The organism is Candidatus Ozemobacteraceae bacterium (assembly GCA_035373905.1).
GTDB lineage: Bacteria > Muiribacteriota > Ozemobacteria > Ozemobacterales > Ozemobacteraceae > MWAR01.
Genome location: DAOSOK010000019.1, coordinates 1 through 15,068, shown reverse-complemented (window position 1 = coordinate 15,068; position 15,068 = coordinate 1). Strand labels below are relative to the sequence as shown.

Annotated in this window: 14 protein-coding genes; 13 read left to right on the top strand and 1 reads right to left on the bottom strand. The window is 60.1% G+C overall.

The features are described from left to right. Window positions 1-20: 20 nt before the first annotated feature. The 13 genes from PLU72_10880 (at window position 21) to PLU72_10820 (ending at window position 14,229) form a co-directional block, all read left to right on the top strand. The gene (locus PLU72_10880) at window positions 21-596 is read left to right on the top strand and encodes a hypothetical protein (GenBank protein HOT28683.1); all 576 of its coding nucleotides are present in this window, start codon (window positions 21-23) and stop codon (window positions 594-596) included. 8 nt (window positions 597-604) lie between these two features. After that, window positions 605-2,035 carry a cytochrome c3 family protein gene (locus tag PLU72_10875; GenBank protein HOT28682.1) on the top strand — a complete coding sequence of 477 codons (1,431 nt, stop codon included), beginning with the start codon at window positions 605-607 and terminating at the stop codon, window positions 2,033-2,035. Window positions 2,036-2,165: 130 nt separating this feature from the next. Further along, complete coding sequence (ccsA, locus tag PLU72_10870) at window positions 2,166-2,966, top strand: cytochrome c biogenesis protein CcsA (protein ID HOT28681.1); 801 nt, start codon at window positions 2,166-2,168, stop codon at window positions 2,964-2,966. 20 nt (window positions 2,967-2,986) lie between these two features. Further along, window positions 2,987-3,595, top strand: coding sequence for a bifunctional precorrin-2 dehydrogenase/sirohydrochlorin ferrochelatase (locus PLU72_10865; GenBank protein ID HOT28680.1), 609 nt, complete (start codon window positions 2,987-2,989; stop codon window positions 3,593-3,595). After that, window positions 3,583-4,872, top strand: coding sequence for a glutamyl-tRNA reductase (gene hemA / locus PLU72_10860; protein ID HOT28679.1), 1,290 nt, complete (start codon window positions 3,583-3,585; stop codon window positions 4,870-4,872). The genes PLU72_10865 and hemA overlap by 13 nt, the downstream gene beginning before the upstream one ends. Further along, on the top strand, window positions 4,872-5,810 hold the full coding sequence (gene hemC, locus PLU72_10855; GenBank protein ID HOT28678.1) for a hydroxymethylbilane synthase: 939 nt from the start codon (window positions 4,872-4,874) through the stop codon (window positions 5,808-5,810). Before hemA ends, hemC begins: the two co-directional genes overlap by 1 nt. 73 nt (window positions 5,811-5,883) lie before the next feature. Beyond that, the gene (gene cobA, locus PLU72_10850; protein HOT28677.1) at window positions 5,884-7,434 is read left to right on the top strand and encodes a uroporphyrinogen-III C-methyltransferase; all 1,551 of its coding nucleotides are present in this window, start codon (window positions 5,884-5,886) and stop codon (window positions 7,432-7,434) included. Beyond that, window positions 7,431-8,645, top strand: a complete 1,215-nt coding sequence (locus PLU72_10845; protein ID HOT28676.1) for a radical SAM protein — start codon at window positions 7,431-7,433, stop codon at window positions 8,643-8,645. The genes cobA and PLU72_10845 overlap by 4 nt, the downstream gene beginning before the upstream one ends. Window positions 8,646-9,116: 471 nt before the next feature. Beyond that, window positions 9,117-9,398: a hypothetical protein gene (locus tag PLU72_10840; protein ID HOT28675.1), complete on the top strand. Its 282-nt coding sequence runs from the start codon at window positions 9,117-9,119 to the stop codon at window positions 9,396-9,398. A gap of 308 nt (window positions 9,399-9,706) precedes the next feature. Continuing rightward, the gene (locus tag PLU72_10835; protein HOT28674.1) at window positions 9,707-11,065 is read left to right on the top strand and encodes an Ig-like domain-containing protein; all 1,359 of its coding nucleotides are present in this window, start codon (window positions 9,707-9,709) and stop codon (window positions 11,063-11,065) included. 118 nt (window positions 11,066-11,183) lie between these two features. After that, window positions 11,184-12,185: a hypothetical protein gene (locus tag PLU72_10830; protein ID HOT28673.1), complete on the top strand. Its 1,002-nt coding sequence runs from the start codon at window positions 11,184-11,186 to the stop codon at window positions 12,183-12,185. A 276-nt stretch (window positions 12,186-12,461) separates the two neighbouring features. Further along, on the top strand, window positions 12,462-13,277 hold the full coding sequence (locus PLU72_10825) for a hypothetical protein (GenBank protein ID HOT28672.1): 816 nt from the start codon (window positions 12,462-12,464) through the stop codon (window positions 13,275-13,277). After that, the gene (locus PLU72_10820; GenBank protein ID HOT28671.1) at window positions 13,267-14,229 is read left to right on the top strand and encodes a hypothetical protein; all 963 of its coding nucleotides are present in this window, start codon (window positions 13,267-13,269) and stop codon (window positions 14,227-14,229) included. Before PLU72_10825 ends, PLU72_10820 begins: the two co-directional genes overlap by 11 nt. 81 nt (window positions 14,230-14,310) lie before the next feature. On the opposite strand, the gene nfi is transcribed toward PLU72_10820, so the two are convergent. Then, window positions 14,311-14,991, bottom strand: a complete 681-nt coding sequence (gene nfi / locus PLU72_10815; protein ID HOT28670.1) for a deoxyribonuclease V — start codon at window positions 14,989-14,991, stop codon at window positions 14,311-14,313. Window positions 14,992-15,068 lie beyond the last annotated feature (77 nt).

Below are 15,068 nucleotides of genomic sequence, written 5' to 3'. Positions count from 1 at the left end.
AATATATCTAGGAGTATTGTATGAGGAACGTCTCCAGAACGCATTATCTCGTGCTTCCCTCGTATCAGATCCGCCTGGTCGCGTTTCTGGTGTTGATCATGCTGATCGGATCGCTTCTGCACGGCCTGTTCCTATACCGGATCACGGCCCGCAATATCGAGGAGGGCTTCTTCTCCGCCCATAACCGGCTCCGCTCGACATGGGAGATTCTCAAGCCCGCCGTCGTCGTCACCAACGGCCTGTCCTTCCTGCTCGTGTCGCTGACGTTTCTGCTCGTCACGATTCTCATCACGCACAGGCTCGTCGGCCCCATGTTCAAGATCGCCGGCCGCCTCAAGGAACTCGCGAAGGGCCGCTTCGACCTCGCTCCCGTCAGGCTGCGCCGCGGGGACGAGGGGACCCTGCTCAGCGACGCCGTCAACGAGCTCCAGGACGATCTGAAAAAACGGTTCACGGCCCTGGCCGCGCTCAGGGAAAAGATGGCGATGGGCATCAAGGTGCCCGACGAGCAGATTTCCCAGGCTCTGAACGACGCACTGCGCGACATCCGCCTCGCCGAGGCCTCCAAAAACGGCGACGACACCCGCGTCGCCTGACGGCCCGTATGAGCGTTCCTTCCCGCATGTCCGCAGGGGTTCAGCGCAATGAACCCTCGTTCCGCGACGGTCTGTATTATATTATTGTATATATTATTCTGGCTTTTGTCTGCCCGGCCTTGGCCGAGCCAGGCTTCGATCATCAACTGGCTGCTTCCCGCACCGACTGCACCGTCTGCCACGTCGCTGCGGCCACCGCGCCCGCCCTGCTCGTCTCCAAGGCCGGGAACTGGTGCGTTTCCTGCCACGGAGACCAGGCCGCGAATGTCCACCCCATGGGAATCCCCGCTTCAGCGGCATGTGGCCTGCCGCTCGAGCCGGGCGACCGCATCGGCTGTTTGACCTGCCACTCGCCACATCAGGTGCCCCTCGCATCGGAGCCCTGGACGGTCGGGGAGCGGCAGCGACAGCGGAACGGCCTCTGGCTCACGTATCTGCTCCCGTTCCGGAATACCTCGGGCGAGCTGTGCAGGCGTTGCCATGCCGACCCCGCCGCGGTGATGCGAGAGGGGGCCGTCCATCGCCCGCGCAGTTTCGAGAGCCGCGGATACGCCGGTTCGACGTCGTGCATGCCGTGTCACGCGGAAATATATCGTCAGTGGTATATATCGCCCCACGCTCGGATGACCCGCAGGCCCGGCGATGTGAAAGACCTGCCGAAACTGACCGAAGCCGATCTCGAATGGCCCCCCGAACGGGTGAAATACGTCCTCGGCTCGCATTACGTCCATCGCTTCGTCGCCGATGCGACGGGAACCCTGGTCGTCCTGCCCCGGATTCTCGACCGCGCGACGAAAAAGTGGCTCCCCGTGCGCGATTACGGCTGGACGAAACGGCGTTGGCTCGAGCAGTGCGCCGGCTGTCATACGACGGGCTTTTCCGCCGACGGAAACACCTTCGTCGAGCCCGGCGTCGGCTGCGAGGCCTGCCACGGCCCGGCCCGCGACCACGCCCGAAGCGGAGCGCCCGAACTCGTGGCGAATCCCGCGAAGATGCCCGCCGATCGCGCGGAAATGCTGTGCATGTCCTGCCACACTTCCGGCGTCGATGAAAGCGGAAAATACCATTTTCCGGTCGGCTATCGCCCGGGAGACGATCTCGCCAGCCACTTCTTCGGCCTCACGCCGAAGCCGGGCCAGGACTCCACGACCTTCGCCGGCGACGAATCGATGGACGACCGGCGGCGCCAGTGGCAGTTCCTCCGCGACAGGCTGTTCCTCGCGAAGGGCCTCACCTGCGACTACTGCCAGAACTTCCGCGACTTCAAGACCGCCTCGGGCGGCGAATACCTCACGCACGACGAATACTGCATGACCTGCCACTTAGACCGCGCCGATCACCCCTCAGAAAGACCCGGCAGAAACTGCACCTCCTGCCACGCCCCCCGCAAAACCGCCTCGGGCGCCTACGACATCCACGACCACAAGTTCCGCTTCTGATCCGGTTGAACCCGAAACGCCGCTTCACCAGGAGAGGCGGGAAAGTCGGTGCGTCCTGCTCTGAAACGCAAACCCCCTTCCCGGTAGCGGCTTGTACGTGCCGGGATATGTGTGTTAGCATCTCGACGTTATGAATATCGCGCTCGGTATTGCCGCCCTTTCCCTGCTGCTGGCGGCGTTCTTCCGGATCCTCGAACGGGCCTCCGGCCGGACCCCTGCGTGGCATGGAACGATCGCCCTCTGGATCGGCCTCGTATCGGCCCTGGGGGCGATGATGCTGACCCACGGGCAGAAGACCTCCGCGACCGCCGGATTCTCGATTCCTCTGGCCGTTCAGATCGCCGGTTTCATCCTCGCCGGCATCTGCGCATGGCTGGAATGGTGGTCCGGCGAGATCTTCTTCAGCTTGTTCGTCCTGCCCGTGGCCGCCGCCCTGTTCGGCCTCGCGGCCCTCGGCGAGAAGCTCCTGCTCGGTTCGCATTTCAGCGGCCCCTGGTTTTTTCTTCACGTCGGCTTCTCGATCGCGGGAGAATGCCTCTTCTTCATGGCTGCTCTCGCCGGGGCGACCTACCTGTTCGCCCTGAAACGCCTCAAGGAAAAGAACCGCGTCAGGGCCGTGTCCTTTTTTCCTCCGCTGCTGCGACTCGAAAAGCTCATGGCGCGCTTCCTGAACGCCGGTTGTGCCTTGTTCGCCGTCGGCCTTGCCGCCGGGTTCGCCTGGTCGTGGCTCCAGTTTGCCGTGTTCGACCCGCTCGAACCGAAGAAAGGGCTGTCGACGCTCGTGCTTCTCGGTTTCGGCGGAGTCTCCGTCGCAACCTGGATGGGATCCCTCTCGGGACCCCGTGCCGCCTGGAGCGTCATCGGAGGATTTCTCCTCTCGATGCTCGTGGTGATCGGCATCGACAGCAGCATGCACTGGTACCCGAAATAACTGAGATGATGCATACATACATGCCCATATTTTTACAGCTGCGGGGAAAGCCGGTCCTGATCGTTGGCGGCGGTGACGTCGCTCTCAGAAAAGCGGAGATGCTGGCCGGTTCCGGCGCCGAAGTGCATATAATAGCTCCAGAAATACATGCAGGGCTTGCCGCTCTTTCCGGAGTGCGCTGCGTTTCGAGGCCCGTGGCCGATGCCGATATCACGCGGGAATACCGCCTCGTGGTTCTCGCGACCGACCAGCCAGCGGTGCAGGAGCGTATCGCACGGCTCTGCCGACAGCTTGGCGTTCTCTGCAACCGGTGCGACCTTCCCGATGACGGCGACTTCGTGACCGGAAGCGTCGTGAAGAGAGGGCCGGTTCTCGCGGCCGTGACGGCCTCGGGAGTTCCGGCGATGGCGCGCCTGGTGCGCGAGCGCTTCGAAAAGACCATCGAGCCGGCCCTGGTCGAACTTGCGGAACTTCTTGAAGCCGCCAGACCGATGCTGAAAGAGCGGCGGTTCTCCCCGGAACGCCGCGCGGACTTCTTCCGCCGATGGGCCAGCGAGGAGGCTGTCGATGAGGTTCGCAGACGCGGCGTCGATGCCGTGCGGGAGGAGATGATGCGATGCCTCTCCTGATGATCGGGTTGAATCATCGGTCCGCTCCCGTCGAAATCCGCGAGCAGCTGGCCCGCCTCTGCGGCGTCTCCGTGCCGGGAGCCGACGGCGCAGGCCTCGAAGCCGTCCCGGTCTTCACCTGCAACCGCGTCGAACTCTATTACGACGGGCGCTATGAAGAGGTCGAAGACTCGTTCCAGCGCATGCTGGCCGATGCCGGTCTGCCGCCCGGCGAGTTCGAGCCGTTCCTCTACAGAAAACCGGCTCTCGATGCGATCCGCCACCTGTTCCGGGTCGCCGCCGGCCTCGATTCGATGGTCGTCGGCGAAAACCAGATCATGCACCAGCTCAAGACATCCTATCAGCACGCCGTCGACCGGCGATGGGTCGGAAAGCGCCTGCATGCGCTGTTCCAGAAAGCGTTCGAGGTCGGGAAGCGTGTGCGCGCCGAGACGCGCATTTCCGAAAACACCGTCTCGATCGCTTCGACGGCCGTCGATCTCGCGAAACAGATCTTCGGGCCGCTCGGGGACTGCGGAGCCCTCGTCATCGGAGCCGGCGAGATGGCTTCCCTGACGCTGGTGCATCTCAAATCGTCGGGAATCGGCCGCCTCGTCTGCACGAACCGCACGCTCGAAAAGGCCGAAGAGCTGGCTTCCCGCTTCGACGCCGTTGCGAGGCCGTTCGATGAGCTTGGCGACCTGATCGCTGCCGCCGATGTCGTGATCACCTCGACGGGGGCTCAGCGGCCGATTCTTTCCCGCTCCGCATTCGAAACGGCCATGCGAAGACGGCCGAATCGTCCCATGTTCGTCATCGACATTGCCGTGCCGCGCGACGTCGTTGCGGACGCCGGTGAGATCGAGAACCTCTTTCTCTACGATATCGACGACCTCCAGCACGTGGTCGATGAAAATCTCGGAAGACGCCTCCAGGAGGCCGAGCGGGGCGACACGATCGTTTCCGAAGAGGCCGCGGGTTTCAAGCAGGTCCTCGAGTCGTTCACTCTCGTCCCCCTGATCAAATCGCTGCGGGAACGAATGGATCAGATGCGGAAATCCGAACTCGACGGCTTCCTGGCGCAACATCCTGAACTGACGCCGGAACAGCGTGAGCAGTTCGACCAGTGCACGAAGGCGATGCTGGCCAAGTGGCTCCACCAGCCGATCGTCGAGCTCAAAGCCCGCGGCGCCGTCGAACGCGACCAGTTGAAGATGATCGCCTCGATGTTCGGTCTCCCCGAATCGGCGCTTCCGCAGGTCCCCCTGTATGTCGTTCCGAAGGTGGGAGAAGCGTGATGACGCCCTCTGCGCTCAGCATCCGCCTGGGAACGCGCGGCAGCAAACTCGCCCTCTGGCAGACCCGCCACGTCGCAAAGCTGCTTCGCGACCGGTATCCTGACATCACGATTGAGGAGGTCCTCATCAAGACCCTCGGCGACCGCGTTACGGATCTGCCCCTGTTCAAGGTCGGCGGCCAGGGCCTCTTCGTCGCCGAAATCGAGCGCGCCCTCCAGGAACGCCGGATCGACGTGGCCGTTCATAGCCTCAAGGACCTTCCGCACGCCGAAGCCGAAGGCCTGTGCCTCGCGGCCGTGACGGCCCGCGAAGACGGCCGCGACGCCCTTCTCTCGAAGAACGCCCTCACGCTCTCGAAGCTGCCGGCGGGCGCGAAGATCGGAACCTCGAGCCTGCGTCGCCGCGCCCAGCTTGCCCGGCTGCGCCCTGATCTTGTCTTCGCCGACTGCCGCGGAAATCTCGACACGCGCCTTCGAAAGCTCGATGAAGGGGAGTTCGACGCGATCGTTCTCGCCGCGGCCGGCCTCAGGCGCCTTGGTTGGGCCGACCGGATCGTCGAGACGTTTCCCCCGGAAACGCTGATCCCCGCTGCAGGGCAGGGGATGCTCGGCATCCAGTGCCGCACCGAAGACCATGATCTCATCCGCCTTCTTGCCGATATCCTCGAAGATCCCCATGCCCGAGCATGCGCCACGTCCGAACGCGCTTTCCTTCACCGCCTCCAGGGCGGTTGCCAGACCCCCATGGGCGTCTATGCGGAGCCGTCGGCTGAAGCCACCCTGAAACTCACCGCCTTCGCCGCATCTCCGGACGGCGTCGCCTACTGCCGCGCCGAACTCGCCGGCCCCTTATCCGATGCCGCCCGCCTGGGGCAAAGCATCGCCGAGACCCTCCTCGAGTCCGGCGCCGCCGACATCGTATCCTCCACCCCGCTGTGATATATGCAGTGGTATCGTAGGGGCGCATCGCGATGCGCCCATTCCGCTTCAACGCGAAGGAAAACTGAAATATATGAATAAGAATACATGTAGCGCTGCGAGCGGCAAAGTATTCCTCGTCGGCGCCGGCCCGGGCGACCCTGGCCTGATCACCGTTCGCGGCCTCGAACTCGTTCGCGCCGCCGACGTCATCGTGCACGACCAACTCGGCGCCCCCGCCTTCCTCGGCATGGCCAGGCCAGGCGCCGAACTCGTCGATGTCGGCAAACGCTCGGGCGACCACACCCTGCCGCAGGATGCGATCAATCGCCTCCTCGTCGAACGCGCCCGGGAGGGCAAAATGGTCGTTCGCCTCAAGGGCGGAGATCCGCTCGTCTTCGGCCGCGGCGGCGAGGAGATGGAAGAGCTCGCCAAAGCCGGCGTGGAGTTCGAGGTCGTTCCAGGCGTCACGTCTGGAATCGCGGGCCCGGCCTATGCCGGGATTCCGATTACGCACCGCGCCTGCACACCCGCGTTTGCGGTCGTCACGGGCCACGAAGCCGATGGGAAGGAGGCTTCCAATATCCCCTGGGCTTCCCTCGCCGGCATCGGAACCGTCGTGTTCCTGATGGGCGTCAAAACGCTCGGCGCGATCGCCCGGCGCCTTGTCGAGGCGGGCAGGTCGGCTGAAACCCCGGTTGCCGTCATCGAGCGGGCGACGTCTCCCGGTCAGCGAACCGTCGCGGGCACGCTCGGCTCGATCGAATCCCGTGCCAGGGAGGCCGGGATCAAGCCTCCTGCGCTGATCGTCGTGGGGGATGTCGTGACGTATCGAGAACATCTCGCCTGGTTCGAACGCCGCCCCCTGTTCGGCCGGACCATCGTCGTCACGCGCGCCCGCGCCCAGGCCTCGGACCTCTCGAAAGCCCTCCGCGAGCGTGGCGCGGAAGTGATCGAATGTCCGGCGATCAAGATAGAACCCCTTTCGCCGAACCCGGAATTCGACGCCTTCCTGGACCGTCATGAAACATACGCCGACCTCGTGTTCACATCGGTCAACGGAGTCGAAGGATTCATCGCGGGGGTGATCGAACGAGGCCTCGATCTCCGGATTCTTGCCCGGAAATGCATCGTCTGCATCGGCCCCGCAACGGCGGATGCCTTCAGAGCGAGAGGCATCGTTCCTGACGCGATTCCCGAGACCTACGTGGCCGAATCTCTCATCCCGCTGTTCGAGGGGCGAAAGCCCGGCCGCGTTGCGATCCTGCGTGCCGAGCAGGCTCGTGAGACGCTGCCCGTCGCCCTGCAAAAGCTCGGATATGCCGTGGACGTGATCTCATTATATCGAACTGTCTATGGAAAACCCGATACGACGGCTCTGATAGATGCGCTCCGCTCCGGCGTCGTCGATGCCGTGACCTTCACCAGCAGTTCGACCGTCGAGCGATTTCTCGAGGCCATCGACGGAGCGGGCATCGCGGCCGACTCGATTCCCGGCGTGGCGATCGGCCCCGTGACGGCGCAGACCTGCCGCGAGCGCGGCGTGAACCTGATCGGCATGTCCGAAGAACACACGATTCCGGGGCTCGTGGCGAAACTCGATGAACTGTTCTCGAATCGGGAACGGGAAGGCGGTGTGCGATGATCAACATCACGAAACTGTATGCCGGGCGATCCACCACCGGCGATCCCCTGAGATACGGCGAAGACGGCCCCGCTAGGGTTTCCCACGGCCATCACTTCAAGGGGCATGCGGTATCGACCTCGGCCGCCGACCGCCGCCCCGTCGTGGTCTGGAACTGCACCCGCCGGTGCAACTTCAAATGCGTCCACTGCTACACCGACTCGTGCAATCTCGACTACGAGGGCGAACTGACGACCGAAGAGGGGCGCCGTTTCATCGACGATCTCGCCGATTTCAAAATCCCTGCGCTGCTCTTCTCGGGCGGCGAACCTCTCATGCGCAGGGACGTGTTCGAACTCGCGGAACATGCCGTGGGGCGCGGTCTTCGCCCCGTTCTCTCGACGAACGGCAGTCTCATCGACGAAACGACCGCCTCCCGGTTGAAAAATATCGGTTTTATATATGTTGGAATATCATTAGACGGCATCGGGCCTACGAATGACTCGTTCCGCGGAGTCGCAGGCGCCTTCGAAGCGGCGATGCGCGGCTTCAGGACTTGTCGCGCCGTCGGACAGCGCGTCGGTCTGCGTCTGACGCTCACCCGCCGGAACGTCGCCGATCTCGACGCGATCTTCGACTTTCTTCTCGAAGAGAAGATCCCCCGGGCGTGCTTCTACCACCTCGTCTATTCCGGCCGCGGCCGGACGATCGAAGGTGAAGATCTGACCCACGAAGAGTCGCGTCGCGCCCTCGACACCATCTGCCGGCGAACCCGTCAGGCCGTCGAGGCAGGCGTTGATCTCGACGTGCTGACCGTCGACAACCACGTCGACGGGCCGTATCTATACATGAAGCTATTGAATGAAGACCCGCAACGCGCCGAAGCCGTGAGAAAACTTCTCGAATGGAACGGCGGCGGCGCCCACTCGAGCGGCGTCGGCATCGGCGACGTCGACTGGTTCGGAAACGTCCACCCCGACCAGTTCTGGCAGGACAAAACCTTCGGCAACGTTCGCGAACGACCGTTCTCGCAGATCTGGCCCGACACCACCGACCCCCTGATGGCCGGCCTGAAAAACCGCCTTCCCCTCCTCAAGGGAAAATGCGCAACCTGCCGCTTTCAGAACATGTGCGGCGGCTCCCTCCGCGTCCGCGCCTTCCGCATCCACAACGACCCCTGGATGCCCGACCCCGCCTGCTATCTCACCGACACCGAGTGCGCCGCAGGATAACGTCATGGCGGTTGTAGGGGTGGGTTTGGAACCCTGATTCTTACCCACGGCGGGATACTCTTGAATGGTACCTTCACCAATCGCCACACCGGCTATTGATGGAAACGGTTTTTCGAAATTCGCAGAGTGACACTCTTGGAGCCGGCCGAACCGATCCGTAAGCGAATCCCATGGCTTGCCATGCCCGTCCAGGAAGGACGGGCACCCCGCAGATCGCCAGGATGGCGATTCTAAGGGGTTCTGGCAAAGCCATGGAGATGAGCGGGAGGCAATCGGTTCGAGCTGGCGGAAAGGTGTCACGGCGCGATTTTCGAAAAACGGAGACCCGCCCTGCAAGTCTGCATTTGAACGGCCTTTGAGAAGATGTGGGCAAGAATGTGGGTTTGGACCCGCCCCCTACGGAAAATCCCGAGAAATGTCGATACAAAGAGGAATGATGATCTGTATCGATTTCACTCAGGAGTTGCGAAGATGTTGGTGGCGGGCTATGTATTCGCTTTTCTGCTCGTTGTCGGCGCCCTTTGCGCAACGCAGGCCATTTTCTGGCGCATGAACGGCCGCGCCCTCTGGCGCGGCATCGTACCCTACTCGGTCCGCCAGAAAATGTTCCCGAAAGACCCGGTTCGCATGGACGCTTTCATGGCCCTCGAGGAATGGACCGCCCTCCTCACCGCCGGCGCCCTCCTCACCCTCCCCCTGATCGCCATGCACGCCACCGGCCTCATCAACATCTTCCCCTGGTCCATGCGATAAACCAGCTCCCTTTTCCGGGAGCGCGAAATCTTCCGTACCCGACCGCCGATCCTTGTCAGGACCGGCGGTTCATTTTTCTCATGGTCGGACTGAGAATCTGAAATGGTGCAATTGACAACCGTTTCATCCCCCGGTTCTCCGTTCCCTTGACCCTCGTTCCGGGATTTGGTAAATTGCCGTCTGACGCCGCCGAGAGGAAAAATGAAAAAACCGGCGGTACAACGTGAGACGTCTTTCATCTTCACTGTTCGGGTTTCTCAAGTGGCCGGAAAGACCACGGAACATCATAAGGAGGATTGTACCCACCCATGAGAAAGATTCTGGCGCTTTTCCTGGTTATCGCCCTCGTTCCCTTCCTGACCGGCTGCCGCATCGACGGCCTCTGGGGCTACGATGACGATGGATCATCGGCGGTTTCTGCTCCTGCCAATCTCCGGTTGGCGATCAACTTGCCGGCAGCGTTCAATATCGCCAGCATCAGATCCGCTGCGCAGACTTCGAACTACGTTGTGAAGGTCAAAGTGAAGTCTGAATATGGCATTTGGCAGGAGCTGACTTCAACCTTTGATAATATCAGCAATAAATACGTTTTTTATATCACCTCCCTCACCAGCGATATGGTTGAACTCGATGGCGCTGGCAAATTTCAGTTCATGATCGAGGACAAATACAACCCCGCCAAGGTGATCGCGTTTTCTGCAGGCGTAATTACGGCTTCTGCGGAGACGAGCGAGTGTCTCATTGAAATCGCCACGGCAAATGCGACCGTCGGAGGCAATCTCTCCTTGACCGTGTATACGAGCACCTCCGGCAATCTCATCGTCGTGGCCGGTGGAACGGTGACCACGAATACAAGTGCGGGAACGACGACGGGCCAGGTTTCTCTGCCGACTGAAGCTTATGAATACCTGTCCATCGCCGGTATCCAGATTTCCGATAACGGTGGAAATGCCTTCCAAGGCATTTCTTTCAATGCTGCCAACCCGACCAATATTGCGGCTACCGACATGAACGGGGCGATCATCAAGATCACCTTCAGCGATGCCGGACTGGCGAGTGTGACGGAAGGCCTTTCTGTAACCGTCAACAACGTCACGCTTACACAAGCGGATGGCTTGACCCTCGCCTATGATTCGCCGACCAAGACACTGACCATCACCGTCACGAAGAACGTTGCCCTCACGGCCGGCACGCAGTATTCCCTGACGATCAACTCCGCTACGGTGAATCTCGACGGGAAGGGGCTCAAGCTCCCGATGACCGGCTATTTCAAGACCCTGCCCACGGATGCCACCCGTCTTATGTCCTGGCCGGGAAGCGACGGACACCGGGTATCCTGTTCGAGCGGCTCGACGATGAACCTGATTTTCAGCGGCCCACTCCAGTCCCCCCAGCTTATCAATGCCGTTTTCCGCTACGAACGGTATACGAACGACGGCATCACCAAGGAAGCCACGACCGACGTCGCCGTCACCAGCAATGTCGGCTCCGGAAACGCCGGAACGGTTGCTCTGTCTGGAACGAGCACGCTCGTCGTCACCACCGGAAAGGCCCTTGCCCCTGACCGGATCTACAAAGTCTATCTCCTGAGCGGCACCATCAAGGATGCGAATGGCGCAGACGTTGCCGTCTATCCAAACCCGATGGTTTTCAGAACGGAACAGTGATCTGATCTTTGCTAAGAGCGCCCCGGTGAACGCCGGGGCGCTTTTATTTCGCGGGCGTTTATGATATTTTGAGTATCACGTTTCGTTGGTGCTGCTCAAATGAAATGAGGTTTTGAAAATGCGCTCTGCATCACGCCTTTTCCTCGTCATCGTTGGCCTTTTTATGTTCGCTTTTTCCCTGGGGTGCGGCGGCGGCGGTGGCGGGGCCTCGGCTCCTCAGATGTTCACCGTGGCCGGAACTGTGGTTGTTCCCGATGGTGTGAGCGATGCATGGAAAAATGCTTCTGTTCGTGGGTTTGCAAGCCGGTCGGATCTCGGCTTGACAGTTCGGGCATTTGGAAAAAGCGGGTCGCCTATTTCCGAGGAACAGCGGCTGGATGATCAGGGGCGTTTCTCTATTACCCTGCCGGCGGACAACGACGCCTATATCAAGGCGTCGAACTCGAAAGGATTCGATTTCAGATTCCACCTGGGATTCTTTTCTGAAAGTAAAAGTGGCATTGTCATCAACGCATCTTCGACGGCGCGCGCATTTCTGAATTGGAATCACACGGGATGGTTCGCGGACCTTGCTGACGATGACGAACATCTGAAGGCGATCGTGGCCTCTATTACCGAAGCTCTAGGGTGGCAATCGATCGGAAGCATGGCAAGCTTTATCCAGGCGGCAGCTGATAAGGTCAGAGGCGATCTGGGAGAGTATGAAACCGCCTATCGGTCGATCATCGAGAACAATTCACGCATTGCAACGGCTCTTCTTGCTGCAAACACAGATCCTGCAAAGCTCTCGGACGTGTATGTTTATATCTCCAGCCAGCTCCATTCGACGAAATCAGGAATCACCATTTCAAAACGCAATTTCATCTCGGTTACGGACGACAGGTATACCCGATTTACAATCAAAGATTATTCGTTTACCCCGCTGAACGTCAGATTCACATCACCGACGACGGCAAAGGTTACCGTGAGCATGTATCTCAGCGTATCACCAAAATCCTCTTCAGAGGGAATCTCGGGCTCTTATGGCCCCGTCAACTGGGTGATCGGTTGGCGCAAGGAAGCGAACGGCTGGATGGTCTGGCAGGATTTTCCATACCTCAAGTCCCAGTTCAATCTGTGATGTACATTCATTGATATACATGTACGTTCAAGCTGTGTGGCGAACGCCCTGGGCTGCAAGAGAAATCTGACCAGAACAGTCGCTTCGGTAGTGCGCTGTCGTGCGATGCTGGATGACCTTCCTTTCTCTCCTGTTTTGTGATAACATCTGACCCCGATGAAACGCATTTTATCAGGGCTTCTGCTGGTGTTCGTCGTTGCGGCGTGCAGCCTGTTTTCTGCGACGGCAAATGCCTCTGGAACGGTTGCACACGATGGCGATGAATACGATGGACCGGTGATTCGAATCAAGCGATTCCATGAGTATTCGAAACTCGTTGTCCCGGACTCGTTCCAGGGCAGACGGGGCAAAGCCACGCTTGAAGGGCACGCGATTTCCCTGTTCGACCGTATCGAATTCCGGCGTGACGAGATCAAAACCCGGCTCAAGGGCATCGTGAGCAAGTTCGATTTCGACACCGATGTCGATACGCTTCAAGGAATGCTTTGGCGCAGTCGCGCGGATATTCCGAGCCGCAATTCCTGCATGGACTGTCACGCTCAGGCCGACTCGTCGGCCCGCACCCAGTTCTGGATCGGCAAGGAAACACGCTATATCGACCCGTATCCTTCGGTTCGCGGAAATGCCACGATCGAGTTTGCTGATGCCGATACGGACAAGTCATACTGGGAACTCCGCCACTGGGTTTCTCATCGGCAACGCATCCAGGCCGGCGCATCGAATGGGCGCATGAGAAGCTTTCAGACGGTTCAGAAGGCAAAATCGGCCTGGCTGGGCTGGTCCTGGTTCAACCATAAAGACCTCAACATTGGCGCCGAATGGCGCTCGAGCAAGCCCGAGCTGTATCAGCTTCGGCACGAGTTCACCGGGTCTCTCCGTTACAAGGCTGGAAAACGCCTCCAGGTCGGTATTGCAGGCGGAGTCCTCATGAACGGTGTTGGTCACTACGACCTGGGCTTCTCGGACCTCGGCGCCGTGTCGGTCTCGACGGACCTGTATTCGCCGGAGACCCTGCCTTCCATCTACAACACCCTTCGAAACGACAGATTTGGATACTACTCCATTGAAGCGAGGTATGAATATGCGTTCTAAGTTCCTTCTTCTGGTTCTTGCTATTGCAGCTCTCACCCTCTCGACAGGCTGTGGTGGCGGCGGTGGCGGTGGCTCTTCGACCCCGGCTTCCTATACGGTGACCGGAACCGTTGCGGGCCCTGACACGATTGCTGCAGGTTGGAACGCATCCGTTCGTGGGGCGATTCCGACAGGCCTGAAAGCGAGGGCCTATGGAAAAACGGGAACCTCGATCTCCGAGCAGGTTGCCTTGTCCGGAAATTCGTTCACCCTTACGGTCACTCCTGATGACGACGTCCTGATCAAGGTCACGAATGAGAATGGCTTTGATTTCCGATACAATATCGGTGTGCTCAATGCCGACAAAACGATTGAAGTGAATTCTATTTCGACGGCAAAAGCGCTTCTGACCTGGCAGCAGACGAATAAGCCTTCGCTGAGCGATGCTGTTGTGGCGCAAATCGTCGCCGCGATCACAGCCGCGCTCGGGGTTGCACCGGAAGCTGGGAAAACCCTTACCGACCTGAGCGCGATCACCACTCTTGTTAATGCCCTGAAAACCAAGCTGCAGACGGAATATTCCGCTATCAAGACGAACAACACTGCCGTTGAGCAAAACTTGAAAACGGCTGAGACGTTGAATACAGCTCTCATGTATATATCTGAACATCTCGACTCGACAGCCTCACCGAAACCCCAGGGATATGGATATGAGGATTTCCGGACGGTGATGCAGGATCGGTATACTAAGTGGACTGTCAATTCCTACACCTTCAGCGTTCAGGACATCAACTTTACCACCGAAACGACGGCGAGTGTGACGGTAAGCTTCTCGGCAACTGCGACGAACAAAACGAGCGGAGCAAACGCGAGTGTGGGACCTGTGACGAAGGTCGTTGGCTGGGCCAAAGAAGAAGGGGTTTGGAAGATTATCCAGAATCTCCCCTACCGCTCAGAAGAGCTGACGTTCTAAGAGATTCGCCCCAACGCACAGGCCTTCGGATATGTTCGGAGGCCTGTGCCTTTCTTTGGAGCATGCTGCTTATTCCATCCATCAATCCAAACGCAAGCGGTTTCCGGCAATGTGAGCGAGGCGGGTGGGTTCGGGAAGCCGGTAGCCTCGACAGGATGAAAGAACGAGCCTGACGGCGGCTTCCAGGCAAATCTTATGGCCGATTGAGACGAATACGGGCTTTACGTTTGATCGGGTTCTGACGAGATTGCCGATGAGGCGGTCATCGAGGCGCAGGTCCGACACCGAGCCGGCTTCGGGGCCAGGTTCTTCGGCTTCGCCGCACAGGCGGCTTTTGGCGCAGCCGATGCTCGGGAGGTCGAGCCAGAGGCCCAGGTGGGAGGCGATGCCGATGCCTCGGGGGTGGGCGATGCCGTGGCCGTCGAAGATCGCCGCGTCCGGCTTCGTTTTCAATGTGCGCCAGGCATCCAGCACGGCGGGGCCCTCCCGGAAAGTCAGCAGACCCGGCACATACGGGAACGTGGCCGGCATGACAGAGAAGGCCTCTTCGACCGTCGTTCCCGTCCTGCTGTCCCAGATGACAATAGCGGCATATATCGTTCCGCGATCGGCTGCCTCGCCGGTCGTTTTTTCGAACGAACAATCGATGCCGGCGATCAGGCGGGCGCTTGAATCTCCCCGCCGCACGATCCGCTTCACAAGCGATTGCTGAATCTCGATCGCCTCCGAGGGCGAAACATCCCATGCGTGAAGGGCGTTCATGAACACCTCACGATCAGAAAAGAGGTTCATCCGACTAAAGCGTACTTTGTCTCATGAAGAGCCATGATCTTGAGTTT

Coding starts and splice junctions, on each gene's coding strand:
- PLU72_10880 (HOT28683.1), top strand. CDS start 21: ATGAGGAACGTCTCCAGAACGCATTATCTCGTGCTTCCCTCGTATCAG.
- PLU72_10875 (HOT28682.1), top strand. CDS start 605: ATGAGCGTTCCTTCCCGCATGTCCGCAGGGGTTCAGCGCAATGAACCC.
- ccsA (HOT28681.1), top strand. CDS start 2,166: ATGAATATCGCGCTCGGTATTGCCGCCCTTTCCCTGCTGCTGGCGGCG.
- PLU72_10865 (HOT28680.1), top strand. CDS start 2,987: ATGCCCATATTTTTACAGCTGCGGGGAAAGCCGGTCCTGATCGTTGGC.
- hemA (HOT28679.1), top strand. CDS start 3,583: ATGCCTCTCCTGATGATCGGGTTGAATCATCGGTCCGCTCCCGTCGAA.
- hemC (HOT28678.1), top strand. CDS start 4,872: ATGACGCCCTCTGCGCTCAGCATCCGCCTGGGAACGCGCGGCAGCAAA.
- cobA (HOT28677.1), top strand. CDS start 5,884: ATGAATAAGAATACATGTAGCGCTGCGAGCGGCAAAGTATTCCTCGTC.
- PLU72_10845 (HOT28676.1), top strand. CDS start 7,431: ATGATCAACATCACGAAACTGTATGCCGGGCGATCCACCACCGGCGAT.
- PLU72_10840 (HOT28675.1), top strand. CDS start 9,117: ATGTTGGTGGCGGGCTATGTATTCGCTTTTCTGCTCGTTGTCGGCGCC.
- PLU72_10835 (HOT28674.1), top strand. CDS start 9,707: ATGAGAAAGATTCTGGCGCTTTTCCTGGTTATCGCCCTCGTTCCCTTC.
- PLU72_10830 (HOT28673.1), top strand. CDS start 11,184: ATGCGCTCTGCATCACGCCTTTTCCTCGTCATCGTTGGCCTTTTTATG.
- PLU72_10820 (HOT28671.1), top strand. CDS start 13,267: ATGCGTTCTAAGTTCCTTCTTCTGGTTCTTGCTATTGCAGCTCTCACC.
- nfi (HOT28670.1), bottom strand. CDS start 14,991: ATGAACGCCCTTCACGCATGGGATGTTTCGCCCTCGGAGGCGATCGAG.